This is a genomic window from Rheinheimera sp. MM224, assembly GCF_947090785.1.
Classification (GTDB): Bacteria; Pseudomonadota; Gammaproteobacteria; order Enterobacterales; family Alteromonadaceae; genus Pararheinheimera.
The window spans coordinates 2,226,927-2,239,750 of record NZ_OX352320.1; the positions used below are offsets into that span (position 1 = coordinate 2,226,927).

The following is a 12,824-nucleotide window of genomic DNA, read 5'->3' on the forward strand; positions in this document are numbered from 1 at the left end:
TTAGTGATCATAGAATTAGAAGAAGGAAAATCCCAATGTATTTGCCTAATTTTCGTCTTAGTCTGGCCGCCTGTTGTGTACTGACAGGGCTGTTGAGTGGTTGCTCTCCGGTAGAGTCTCCGCAGCAGACTCAAACTAAGATCACCGACGTCGCAAAAGCCACGCAGGCTGACAGCACAGAGGTTAAACCGGTACGGGAGTTATTCGAGCGTGTCGCTGGTAAGGCGGTACCTAATGTGCACTTTACTTTGCTGAAGGACGACCAGACGGACTGGTATCAAATCGAAGCCCGCGATGGCCAGCTGTATGTCAGCGCCAATGCGTTGACCGCTTTAAGTTATGGTACTTACGAATATCTGCGTCAAATTGGTGTAATGTCAGTCAGCTGGGAAGGCAACAGAATAGCCCTGCCAGAGCAATTTGCTGATTATCAGCCTGAACGTGTCAGTTCTTTATTTAAGCAACGCGCTTATCTGAACGTCTGTGCTTATGGCTATTCCACACCATGGTGGGGTTGGACCCGATGGGAACAGGAACTGGACTGGATGGCGCTGCATGGTGTCAATAACCCAGTGGCGATGGAAGGTCAGGAATTTGTCTGGCAACAACTCTGGCGTGAGTTTGGTGTGAAAGACGCAGAACTCGCAAGTTATTTTTCAGGCCCGGCTTTTACGCCATGGCAGCGTATGGGCAATATTGAAGGCCACGAAGGCCCTTTGCCTGACGCTTATATAGAGAAAAAACGTCAACTGCAAAAACAAATTATGGCGCGTATGGCCGACTACGGTATGAAACCTGTAGTGCCCGCATTTTCAGGTTATGTGCCTAAGCAATTTAAAACCTTATTCCCGCAAGCGAAAATTTCCGCTATGCCGACATGGTCAGGTTTTGCCAATGAAACCTATTGGCTGGACCCGGCCGATCCACTCTTTGCCAAAGTAGCCAAACGTTTTATCGAATTGTATAACGCCGAATATGGCGAGCAGCAGTATTACCTGCTGGATGCCTTTAATGAAATGTTGCCTCCTGTGTCCAAAGATAAACGCTATCAGGATTTAGCAGGGTACGGCGAAGCTTTGTATCAGTCGCTGGCGCAATCTGTGCCCAATGCCACCTGGGTGATGCAAGGCTGGATGTTTGGTTCGGATCAACATTTTTGGGATCTGAAGTCCATCGAAGCCTTTTTAAGCAAGGTGCCTGACAATAAGCTGATGATCCACGATATAGGCAACGACAGATTTGATGTCTGGCAAAAAGCCAAAGGTTTTTACAACAAAGACTGGGTTTTTGGTTTTATTCATAATTATGGCGGCAGTAACCCTGTGTATGCCGACTTTGATTACTACAAAGAAAAAGTCGATACCGCGTTGCATCATGCCGACAAAGGCAATCTGACCGGTTACGGTGTGTTCCCTGAAGGCATTCACAGTACCTCAGTGGCTTACGAATATATGTTTGATGTGGCATGGCAAGGTCAGGCGACAGCGACCAGTGATTGGTTAGAGCATTACCTGAAAGCCCGTTATGGCGATGTGAGTCCTGCTTTATTGTCGGCCTGGAATAAGTTGTATAAGGCAGTCTTCAGCACTAAGTATTGGGAACCTCGCTGGTGGGAAGGTTCTGCCGGAGCATACCTGCTCTTTAAGCGGCCTTCGCTGGATTATCTGCGTTACACCGGAGCTCCTGGTAATCTGGTTTTGCTGGATCAGGCATTGCGTGAATTAGTGGCTTTACCTGAAAGCGAGCGCAGTGAATTACTCAAGTACGACCTGATTGACCTGAGTCGTCATGCGGTTACTCAACATATAGATATGTTGTTGCAACACAGCATGCTGGCGTATCAGAAGGGCGATATAAAGCAGGGTGACGACTGGCGGCAGCAGGCCAAAGCGCTGATCCTGGGTGTGGATGCGCTGATCGGTGGTCAGCAGGAAAGCTTACACAGCTGGGTGAAAGAGGCGCGTGATTATGCTGACACCCCAGAGCTCGCTGCATTGTACGAGCGTAACGCCAGACGTCAGGTCACCAGTTGGGGAGGCCTGAAGCTGAAAGATTATGCGTCCAAAGCCTGGCAGGGCATGTATGCCGATTTTTATCTGCCACGTTGGGAGTTGATGTTTGATGCGCAGCGCAAAGCAGCCCAACAGGGTAAGGCTTTGGATAAAGCCGCAGTGGAGCAACAACTGGTCGATTGGGAAGCTGCCTGGCTGGATAAGCCGATGAAAGCAGCTTCAACTCAACCCGCTGATGCTTTTGCTGCAGTCGCTGCTTTGCAGGCTTTGGTGACGGCCAGTAAAGCTCCACCTTCAAATCTGTAATCAGGCCTGTAACTTTTTAACTTGCGCTGTGCGCTCTTGCTAAGGGCTGCACAGCAGGAATTTTTTATGCAATCACAACGTTTACTGGCGTTAGATTTATTTCGGGGCCTGACCATTATTCTAATGATTATGGTTAACAGCCCCAACACCTATGGCGAATTTTCCCATGCGTATTGGGATGGCGTGACTTTCGCGGATTTTATTTTCCCGTTTTTCCTGATCATTGTCGGTGTGGCTATTGCCATAGGCATGAGACCTGTTGAGCGTAGCGCTGAAGAATTATCAGCACTTCGATTGAAGGTACTGCGCCGCAGTCTGATCATGTTTGGCTTAGGTATTGTGGTCAATCTGATGTATCTGAAGTTTGCCGATATCCGCATTTTGGGTGTGCTGCAGCGTATTGCTGTGGTCTATCTGGTGTGCTCCTTTTTGGCTATGCAGTGCAGCAGTAAACGATTGGTGCAAATTATGGGCTTTATTCTGGTCAGCTACTGGTTGTTGATCTTACTGGTACCAGCACCTGGTTTAGTGGCTGGTCAACTGGAGCGGGGCGCCAATCTGATTAACTGGTTCGACAGCGCCTTTTTACCCGGCATGTTATGGCGCGGCACCTGGGATCCTGAAGGAATTCTGAGTACTTATCCAGCTATTGCCAGTGGTTTATTTGGTGTGCTGATGGGGCGGCTGGTGCTGGCTTATAAACAACAATTGCCTCAACTGGTGATGTCGTTGTTTGTGTTGGGCTTTTGTAGCTTTTTACTCGGCTGTCTCTGGAGTTTGTTTTTCCCGTTCATTAAGCAAATCTGGAGCAGCTCTTTTGTGCTGGTTACCAGCGGTATGGCGAGCATGGTTTTGGCCTTGCTGATTTGGTTCTCTGATGTCAAAGGTTATCAACAGTTGACCCGCATCCCGCTGATATTTGGTGCCAACGCTATAGTGGCTTACGTGCTGCATGTGGCGATGGAGAAATTGCTGGAAGTGCCGGTGGCAGGACAGTCTGTGCATGGTGTCTATCAGTTCTGGGTCGGGGAACTTGGCTGGAACCAGTTTTTCAGTGTTGGCGTCTGGATTGCTGCCTTTCTTGTGCTCTGTTATTTGCCGGTTTGGTGGCTGTATCAGCGCAAAATTTTCGTAAAAATTTAACAGATTCAGGTTCAGCAGACCATCTGGTTTTGCCAGATGGTATGCCCTTGGTTTGCCCAAAAACTGACCTGAAAGGGGATCCCAGTGACGCAACACGAACAACTTTTTATTGGTGTGGATGGTGGCGGTACCAAGTGTAAAGCCAGACTGGAAAGCAGCAGCGGTGCCTTATTGGCTGAAGCTGTGACAGGGCCGGCTAATCCGGCGACAGATTTTGCTTTGGCGGTGGATTCCATACTGCAGGCCTGTCAGCAGGTGGTACAGCAGGCAGGCTATACCGACACCGCTTTGGCTTATTGTCATGTAGTGATGGGCTTAGCAGGAGTTAATGTGCCTAGAGTACAAAGCCAGATGCAAAATTGGTCTCATCCTTTTGCCAGTTTAACTGTGACCACTGATTTACATATTGCTTGCCTCGGAGCTCATGCAGGGCGGGATGGAGCCATTTTAATTACCGGCACAGGCACAGCTGCTTTTTCTTCTGTGGATAACGAGCAGTTTTTATTCAGTGCTCAGGGTTTTCCACTTGGAGACAGAAGCAGCGGTGCCTGGTTTGGCTGGCAGGCGGTATGCGCCACTCTGGATAGTCTGGATGGTTTAACGGATGAGACAGAGCTGACCAAAACTATTTGCCGGACTTTAGGTGTGCGTAGCAATACTGACCTTATCAGCTGCTGTATAGGCTACAAAGCAACGGACTATGCTCGATTAGCACCGCTGGTATTGAGATTCCAGCAGCTTGCTGATCCGCATGCGCTGGATATTACCAAGCGAGGGATGGATTACATTCAGGCGTTATTGCAGCGGCTATTAAAAACCGGAGCTGGCCGTATCGCCATGATCGGTGGTCTGGCTCCTTTTTTAGCCGACTTATTACCTACAGACTTACAACAACAGCTCAGCCCTGTGCTGGGCCCCCCTGAGGTTGGCGCCGTTGCGCTGGCCAGACAGCTTTTTGCGGAGAAAGCAGCATGACGTTAATGCGACAGGAAGCCAGTGAAAGTTGGCAAAAAATTGAACAACAAAACCTCAATAACAAGGCTTTATATCAACAGCTGGCCGAAAAAATCAGAGACTTCGATCCTGCTTTTGTTTATATGGTGGGTCGCGGTACTTCAGACCACGCCGGTGTGTTTGCCCGTTACCTGATTGAAGTGGAATTAGGAGTGGTTGTGGCTGCTGCTGCGCCTTCAGTGGCCAGTTTGTTCTCAAGGCAGCTAAAGCTGAATAAAGCGCTGGTTCTGCTGATTTCTCAATCGGGACGCAGTGAAGATTTATTAGCACAAGGCAGAGCAGCCAAACAAAGTGGCGCTTTAGTGGTCGCTTTGGTCAATGACATCAGCTCGCCGCTTGCAGCTTTAGCGGACTACGCCATCCCTCTGTTGGCTGGGCCTGAAAAAGCAGTAGCAGCTACGAAAAGTTATCTTTGTACGCTGTCTGCTTTGCTGCAACTTGTCGCGCACTGGAAGCAAGACCAGGCTTTGCTGGATGCTTTAGATTCATTGCCTGCGGCCTTGCAACAAGTGGTCGAGCAGCCAGCCCAGCTGCATGCAGAGCAAATCAAAACGCTGCGTCATTGTGTGGTATTAGGGCGGGCTTTTGGTTACGCGATATCCAGAGAAATTGCGTTAAAGATTAAAGAAGTCTGTGGTATTCAGGCGGAAGCCTTCAGTAGTGCTGAGTTTTTACATGGCCCTATTTCGTTACTGAATCAGCCTTTGACGCTGTTGAATGTGCAGCTAAATGATGAAAGCATCGAAGCACATCAGGCCCAGATAGCAGAAGTGAAAAAACGTGGTGGTGTGGTTCTGACCTTGGCTTTAAATGCAGCACAGCAGACTATTCATCCACGATTACAGCCTTTATTGCTAATGCAGAGATTTTATCTGGATATTGAAGCTGTGGCTTTGGCGCTTGGACATAATCCGGATGCGCCAGTAGGCCTGAATAAAGTGACCAGCACCTTATGAACAGCATCTATGTCTCCCATTGTTTTGATGGCAAAACGCTGTTGCAGGATGTGCGGATGGACTGGCAGCAGGGTCGTATTGTTTCGCTGCAATCTGGCGTAAAACCAGAGCTTCAACCTGCGTTGCAAGGCCTGCTTTGTCCTGGTTTTATTGATATTCAGGTCAATGGTGGCGGTGGGGTTTTATTTAATCAGTTACCTGACGTCACAGCGCTGAAAGCCATCAGTAAAGCGCATCTGCAATTTGGTACTACTGGCATGTTGCCCACAGTCATCACCGACAGTCTGGAAGTGATGCAACGCGCCGCCGATGCTGTGGCTGAACTCTTACCAGAGCCATTGCATACTGTGTTGGGGATTCATTTTGAAGGCCCGCATTTATCTGTTGCGCGCCGTGGTATTCATCCTGCAGAGCAAATAAGGCCTTTGTCGGATAAAGAAATGCAGCTGATGTGTCGTAAAGACATAGGCAAAGTGATGGTGACCCTGGCGCCGGAAACTGTGCCTGTGGAGCAAATTCGCGAACTGGTAGCTCAAGGCGTTATGGTTAGTCTGGGACATTCAGCTGCCACTGCAGAACAAGCTTTGGCTGCTATTGAAGCCGGAGCTTGTTGTTTTACCCATTTATTTAATGCGATGTCGCCTCTGACCAGTCGTGAACCCGGTATGGTGGGGGCGGCTTTGGCCAGTCCTCAAGTCTATTGTGGTTTGATTTTGGATCATTTACATGTGCACCCACTGTCGGCACGTATTGCTGCGCTATGTAAAGGCGAAGACAAATTGATTCTGGTGACAGATGCAATGGCCCATACCGGCAGTGAGTTACAGGTATTGCCTTATTTGCAGACTGAAATTCGCAGAGATGGTCTGAAACTCACTTTACCTGAAGGCACTCTGGCAGGCTCAGCTCTGGATATGAATACCGCCTTGCGGCATTTTTGTCAGGATTTGGCTTTGCCGCTTACTGCAGGTTTAAAAGCTTTAAGTACTAATCCGGCGGCTTTGGCTGGATTGGATGATATGGGGCAACTGCGCAGTGGCGCTATGGCCAATATGCTGTTGTTAGACAATAACCTGAATATGCAGCGCTGCTGGTTACAAGGCGCAGAACAGCAGAAAGAACAACACAACAAGAAGAAGGACATCCAATGAATACAACAGTCACTGAAGCTACAAAAGGCCAATCCAGCCTGCAGCCGATCATCATTATCGGTGTGCTGTTTTTTATGTTTGGTTTTATTACCTGGCTAAATGGCGCTTTGATCCCGTTTTTACAACTGGTGTGCCAGTTGGGCGAGTTTCAGGCGCTTTTAATCGCCTTTAGTTTTTATATCGCCTATGTAGTGATGGCTTTACCTATGGCCAGAGTGCTGGCCTGGTCGGGTTATAAAAATGCCATGTCGATAGGCTTAGGACTGATTGCTTTGGGCTGTGCTTTGTTTATTCCGGCGGCCTATAGCCAGCAGTTTATGGTGTTTTTACTGGCGCAGTTTGTGGTGGGGTCTGGCTTAACTTTGCTGCAAACTGCTTCAAACCCTTATTTGGTAAGGGTAGGGCCAGAACATTCTGCTGCAGCCCGTATCTCCTTAATGGGCATTTTAAATAAAAGTGCAGGCGTATTAGCTCCTTTGGTGTTCACTTGGCTGGTATTACAGGATTTAGGTCATATCACGGCAGATAGTCTGGCGCTTTTAAGCGAAGCAGAACGTGAGCAGCAATTAACACTGTTAGCCTCGCAGCTGATGGCACCTTATGCAGGTATAGCAGTGGCTATTTTACTCTTGGCTGTGGGGCTGCGTTTTTCGGCTTTACCGGATTTACCTGCAGAAGCTGCTCCTGTAACGACAGATGGCAGTGAAAGCTCCATCTGGCAACATCGCCATCTGGTGCTTGGCGTTATTACCTTGTTTTGTTATGTCGGGGTAGAAGTGATTGCAGGGGATACCATAGGTTTATTGGGTTCTGCACTCAATGTCCAGGGCGCTACAACTCTAGCCTCTTACACTATGGCCTTTATGGTGGTGGGTTATAGCCTGGGTTTGTTGCTGGTACCTAAAGTTTTGTCGCAGCGCCAGGCTTTGGCAATATCTGCTGGTTTAGGCCTGGTGTTGTCCGTAAGCATTTTAGTCTCAGACCCAAGCAGTACAGGCATTTCCGCGGTGTTATGGGGTTGGGCAGGCATTCCGTTATTACCGGATCCAATCAGTCTGGTGGCTTTGTTAGGCCTGGCCAATGCATTAGTATGGCCAGCGGTCTGGCCTTTGGCACTGGCGGGTTTAGGTTCACTGACACCCAAAGCTTCAGCTTTGCTGATTATGGGCATAGCGGGTGGTGCTTTGCTGCCACTGCTGTACGGTGCTTTATCCCAACACTTCGGTGCTATTGCTGGCTATATGGTGTTACTGCCTTGTTATGCCATGATTTTGTATTACGCAGTGCGTGGTTGTCAGGTGAAGTCCGCCAGATAAGAAAAAAAGCCTCTGAGTTTTTCAGAGGCTTTTTTATGGCGGCGCTATAGCGTTTTGTTAATGCAAATGGCGGTGGCCTTGTTTGGTTTTGCCACCACCTTGTCCGGCTTCGGTATCAAAGTCACGGATCTTCACTTTGTTTTTTACAAAAGGTTCCACACCCAGTTTTTGGTATAAATCGGCAGGAACCATAGCTTTGCCTTGGGTGATCACCAAAGCCAGTTTGCGGATATCCGCTATGTTTTTGGTTGGGTCGCCATCGACCAGTAATAAGTCGGCATCAAAACCCACTTTAATCTGGCCTTTTTGTTGTTCCACTTTGCTGTAACGGGCACCGTTTAACGTGGCAACCTGCAAAGCTTCAGCTGCGGTAAGGCCAGCTTTAACCAATAACTCCAGCTCACCTTGCAAGGTAAAACCCGCCAGTTCGTCTGTGCCTGCAACCACCGGAATGCCAGCTTTGTACATCAAACCGACAAACTCAACCATCTTGGCGTAGGATTTTGCGTAACGTGCGGCTGTGGCCTCATCAGGTATATCCAGCTCAGCGCGGGCGTAAGAGCGTTGCACATCAGGTGGCAGATGTTTGATGATAGCCAGCCACGGATCACCCACAGTGCCATCGGTTTTTTTCAGGAAATCAAAAGTCGCCAGCGTCGGGTCTACAGTCACATTATGAGTTTTTAATAAGCGGATAAAATCCTGTACTGCTTTGCCCTGTAGATCTAAGTCAGCCACTTGTTTGGCTGGCAGATAAAACCTGTCTAAGGTGCGGGTATCAGTGTCGGGTTTGACCAGAAAATTCAGCATCAGCTGATTAATATGCTGAATTTCATCAAAACCTGCAGCCACAGCATCTTCAGCTTTAAGAAAGGCTGGCACATGACCGCTGACTCGTAAACCGCGGCTATGAGCATAAGTTACAGTATCTTTGAGGATTTCTTTTGGGAAAGAGTTGTAGATTTTCAGCTGCGGATAACCATGAGCTGCATACCAGTCGATGGCATTTTTTGCCTCTGCCAAATCTTTTACCACAAAGCCATTACGGGCCGAAAATGCACTTTCACCTTCCAGAAAACCTGTAGGTACTATGGTTGGGGCCAACAGCTTATCGGTGTCGATTTCATCCATCATCAGTTGCAAAGTAGCGTTGTCATTGCCCATATCACGCAAGGTGGTGACACCAGCAGCTAAATGCAGCGGGCCTTCCCAACGCGACAAGTGGCCATGCATATCAAACAGGCCTGGCAAAACAATACGATTGGCTGCATCAATTTCATGCCCGACCGGACTATTCAATGTACCAGCAGGCACTATGCTGGTGATTTTGCCACGCAGCAGGTAAATATCACTAGGGCTACTTAGTTTCAGAGTTGCACTGTCAAAAATACGGGCATTACGAACGACGGTTAAGCCGTTTAGCTTTTTCGGTAATAGTGCCAGCTTTTCTAATAAAAGCGTTTCAGCTTTTTGCTGAATGGCCAACATAGCTTTGGCATTATGTTGCCAGCCTTCTTCAATCAGCGTGAGGTAACCTGGTATTAAATAAGCAAACAATCGTGGATTTTCGCCTTGGGTCGCCCAGACAAAATTAGGCTCAAAACCTATACCGGTTTGCACCAATAACTGCACCTGCTGCTTTTCACCTGCGTTATCCACTATGGTTTCACTGACCACTTCCTGAGTTAAAGTGCCGCTGGGTAACAAAGGTAAAGAGTTTTTGCCACTTTTGGCCATGGCAGCTATTGCAATGGACGACAGGTAAGGGGAGCCATCCACCGGCAGATACAAGGCGTCTTGCTGATATTTTGCCTTGCTTTGTTCTTTGCCTGTGCTCCAGCTGGCGTTGTTGCCTTCGACTTTAAAGTTTTCGTTAATGACAGAGCCAAAGGTGGTATTGCCTTTAGCCTGATAGTCTTTGATAAAACCATCTTGGTTTAAGCTGATTTTTTCATCCAGCTCCGGGCCGCGGCCGTTGTCTTTAAAGATGTAACGGACACTGATTTCGCCGTCGTCATTGACTTTAACAATCTGCTCGCCGGCTTTGACACCGTTGTCGACCAGAATAGTGTAAGAATACTGTTCATCCGCCCAAACCGAGCCGGAGTAAGCTAACAAAGTCAGCAGACTTAATGCTTTGATTTTCATATGAGTTCCATAGTTTTTGTTCTGACCATCACAGCTTAAAACAAATTGAACCCGGAGTGTGAAAATTGCGGACAGAGGAGTTTATCACAGGAGTAATAAGCCATCTGATAGCCAGACTTATTGTTGCGGGCTATCAGGTGGCTTTCAGATGTTTATTGCTTTGCGTAAGTCGCTGAAGCTGCGCCTGCTTTGGTGACTTTGTAGCCTACCTTGGCTTCCATTTTGTCACAAATGTCAGAGCTTTCGCCTTTATTGACAAAGCCCTTGTTACCAACGTCTTCGCATGACCAGCGTTTTACTTCCTGCCAGGTCATCGCTTTCAGTTGTGGGGTAGCATCAATTTTGTGCTTCATTTTGCCGATGGCTTCATCACATTGCTTTTTGTACGATGCATCTTTGGTTCTGGCTTCGTACAGCAAACCTACTTTGTTTGGCGTATCAACTGCAATAAAACCGCACAGGCGTGAGCCAGACTGAGCGTGGGCCTGGCCAGCTGTTAATAAAAGTACTGCTGTTGCTGCAATAGATAAAGTGAATTGTTTCTTTAAGTTCATCATGTAGCTCCGGTTGTGGTTGGTAAGGATGAATACTGTTTTAATTGAACAGTTGTACATCCGGTTAAAAAATTCAAAATAAATACTTCAGGTAGTTCTGGCTTAAGGGGCCGTCACCTCTTGCAAGATATTTTTCATGCGTGGTAATGCAGACCAGTCATCCAGTTGGATGTCGTTTGTTCTGGCGTTAAATGCTCTGACCTTGCGTGACATCGGCTGGATATGGGTGGCCAGTTCAGGCCATTTTTCACTGAGTTCCTGCTGAGCAAACTGCCGCAACTGCTTTATGGTCTCTGGTGACTCTTCAGCTTTAGCCTGTTCTTCTTCAGCGCCTTGTAGCGTTCTGTCGTAACTTGGCACTCGTCTTGGAGTGATCAGGATCAGCACAGATTTTTTGAAGACTTGTTGAGTGTTTTTTGAAAACAGATTTTTGACACCAGGTATATCTTTAATCAGCGGTACACCAGAGCTTCCGGTGATCACTTCACTTTCCACCAGGCCCGATAAAATCAGCGTTTCGTTCACACGAACACTGGTTGCTGCCGAGACCGTATTTCGTGAGGTCTGAATAGATTGCGAAAAGGTAGATGAGCCAGTAATAGGCTCAAAAAAGGTTCGGGCGGCTTTAACATTCAGCAGCATATGTTCGTTATCAATAAAAGTCGGAGTGACAGACAGGCTGACCCCAACATTGATTTGATTAAATGAACTTGAACCGCCATCGCTGCCTGCCAGTCCAACCGCAATGTTAGATCCTGAAAAAAATTGAGCGGACTGTCGGTCCAGTACTAATAGGCTAGGCCGGGCTACAACTTCTGTTGTTTGTTCTGTCACATTGGCGATATTCAGCGAATAGGCAATGGCACCGCCTGCAGAGGTTCCTAAACCAATGTCCCTGGTTAAGGTGGTGTTGGTGACGCTGGCTTCACCTGAGGTGGTGGTGGTCACTTTATTGGATGAGTTCTGGATACTGACAGCAAGATTATCCAGCAGGTTTAAGCCTGTGCTCGAGGTATTAAGCTCGTTATTACGGAGGATCACCACATCAATCACAGCCATCTGCGGCAAAGGTTTGCCAATACAAGGGGAGGGCAGACTAGGCAATACTTTGGTTTCGTCCACTGCTACACCTTGTGTGGATGAATCATCAGAGCTGTAATCCTCATCGCTTTCCTCTGCTACTGGTGTAAGGCGTTGCACACAATCTGACCAGGCATAAACCAGCGGGCCTGAAGCCGCCTTTGTATCTTCACTGCTTGCTGCGACAGCTTGAGATAAAGCTGCTGCTCCTGACAGATCCCCTATGCTTGCTGTGCCACTCAACTGATAAGCTGATTGCCATTGTCTTAGGCGCTGGTTTAGTTTTTGTTGATCATGTTCAGACAGATTGAGAAGGATCCGTTCATAGCCGTCTGAGGCTTGCGCTGTTAATCCGGCTGAACCATAAATAATAGGGCTGATGCGGTTTGTGGTTACGTCTGTCGGGGCAATCTCTTGAAGCCTCTGCACTGACCACAATGCCAATTCGGTTTCCCCCAGATAATAAGACGCACTGGCAAGCAGTTGTAAGGATTCCGGATCTGCGGCGTCTAGTTTCAGAGCATAAGCTGCCGCAAGCTGAGCTTGTTTGTATTGTTTGTTTTCAAGATACAAATGGGCAAGTTGCAAAATGGCGTTTTGTGAATCGTGTTGTTGCTCCAGCGCAATTAAAAAGCCGGTTTCTGCCAGATCAAACAAGTCGCGTTCACCGTTACGGCTTCTGATCTGATAGGCCAGCGCATTGGCTGTATGCAAAGCCGCATTTTGCATATCCAGAGAAATAGCGGTATTAAAGGCCTGATTCGCTTTTCTGGCATCGCCATGAGTCAAAGCTTCTACGCCAGTCTTTAGATTTTGCTGTGCCGGACTAAATGGTTTTGGCAGATAACGTTCGCTGGCAGCAGTTGCAGAGCCCTGGTTGTCGGAGCTGTCAAAAGACTTTGTTGTGGCTGTGCATGCCACTAAACTGCAAATCGCCATTGACACCGCAATGGAAGAAAGCTGTTTCGCCGGAAATGGGATCCCTTGATGCATTGGTACAGCTCCTGTTGCCTGAACAATTGACAGAGCAGTTTGTTTACCCTGTACAGTGCAGCCATCATAGGCCTGGAGTTGTAAACAGGTCTGTCACTAGAACTAGTGACAAAGAGACGCTTAAACAAAGACTTAGTTAGGCTATACTCGT

The 12,824-nt window shown here is 48.0% G+C and carries 9 protein-coding genes; 6 read left to right on the forward strand and 3 right to left on the reverse strand.

What is annotated here, in order from left to right; translation table 11 throughout:
- Window positions 1–35 precede the first annotated feature (35 nt).
- The 6 genes from OM978_RS10505 (at window position 36) to OM978_RS10530 (ending at window position 7,898) form a co-directional block, all read left to right on the forward strand.
- Window positions 36–2,318 (forward strand): alpha-N-acetylglucosaminidase, encoded by a 2,283-nt coding sequence (locus OM978_RS10505; RefSeq protein ID WP_264346837.1) that lies wholly within the window; start codon window positions 36–38, stop codon window positions 2,316–2,318.
- Between the two features lie 66 nt (window positions 2,319–2,384).
- Window positions 2,385–3,461: an acyltransferase family protein gene (locus OM978_RS10510; protein ID WP_264346838.1), complete on the forward strand. Its 1,077-nt coding sequence runs from the start codon at window positions 2,385–2,387 to the stop codon at window positions 3,459–3,461.
- An 84-nt stretch (window positions 3,462–3,545) separates the two neighbouring features.
- Window positions 3,546–4,436, forward strand: coding sequence for a BadF/BadG/BcrA/BcrD ATPase family protein (locus OM978_RS10515; RefSeq protein WP_264346839.1), 891 nt, complete (start codon window positions 3,546–3,548; stop codon window positions 4,434–4,436).
- The gene (gene nagB-II, locus OM978_RS10520) at window positions 4,433–5,431 is read left to right on the forward strand and encodes a glucosamine-6-phosphate deaminase NagB-II (RefSeq protein ID WP_264346840.1); all 999 of its coding nucleotides are present in this window, start codon (window positions 4,433–4,435) and stop codon (window positions 5,429–5,431) included. Before OM978_RS10515 ends, nagB-II begins: the two co-directional genes overlap by 4 nt.
- On the forward strand, window positions 5,428–6,582 hold the full coding sequence (nagA, locus tag OM978_RS10525; RefSeq protein ID WP_264346841.1) for an N-acetylglucosamine-6-phosphate deacetylase: 1,155 nt from the start codon (window positions 5,428–5,430) through the stop codon (window positions 6,580–6,582). The genes nagB-II and nagA overlap by 4 nt, the downstream gene beginning before the upstream one ends.
- Window positions 6,579–7,898, forward strand: coding sequence for a sugar MFS transporter (locus OM978_RS10530; RefSeq protein ID WP_264346842.1), 1,320 nt, complete (start codon window positions 6,579–6,581; stop codon window positions 7,896–7,898). Before nagA ends, OM978_RS10530 begins: the two co-directional genes overlap by 4 nt.
- Window positions 7,899–7,955: 57 nt before the next feature.
- Here the strand turns inward: OM978_RS10530 and OM978_RS10535 are convergent, their stop codons facing one another.
- The 3 genes from OM978_RS10535 to OM978_RS10545 form a co-directional block, all read right to left on the reverse strand.
- Window positions 7,956–10,046, reverse strand: a complete 2,091-nt coding sequence (locus OM978_RS10535) for an amidohydrolase family protein (RefSeq protein ID WP_264346843.1) — start codon at window positions 10,044–10,046, stop codon at window positions 7,956–7,958.
- A 152-nt stretch (window positions 10,047–10,198) separates the two neighbouring features.
- A complete protein-coding gene (locus OM978_RS10540) occupies window positions 10,199–10,603 on the reverse strand; it encodes a hypothetical protein (protein ID WP_264346844.1) in 405 nt (134 codons plus the stop codon).
- 99 nt (window positions 10,604–10,702) lie between these two features.
- On the reverse strand, window positions 10,703–12,673 hold the full coding sequence (locus OM978_RS10545) for a type II and III secretion system protein (protein ID WP_264346845.1): 1,971 nt from the start codon (window positions 12,671–12,673) through the stop codon (window positions 10,703–10,705).
- Between the last annotated feature and the right edge of the window lie 151 nt (window positions 12,674–12,824).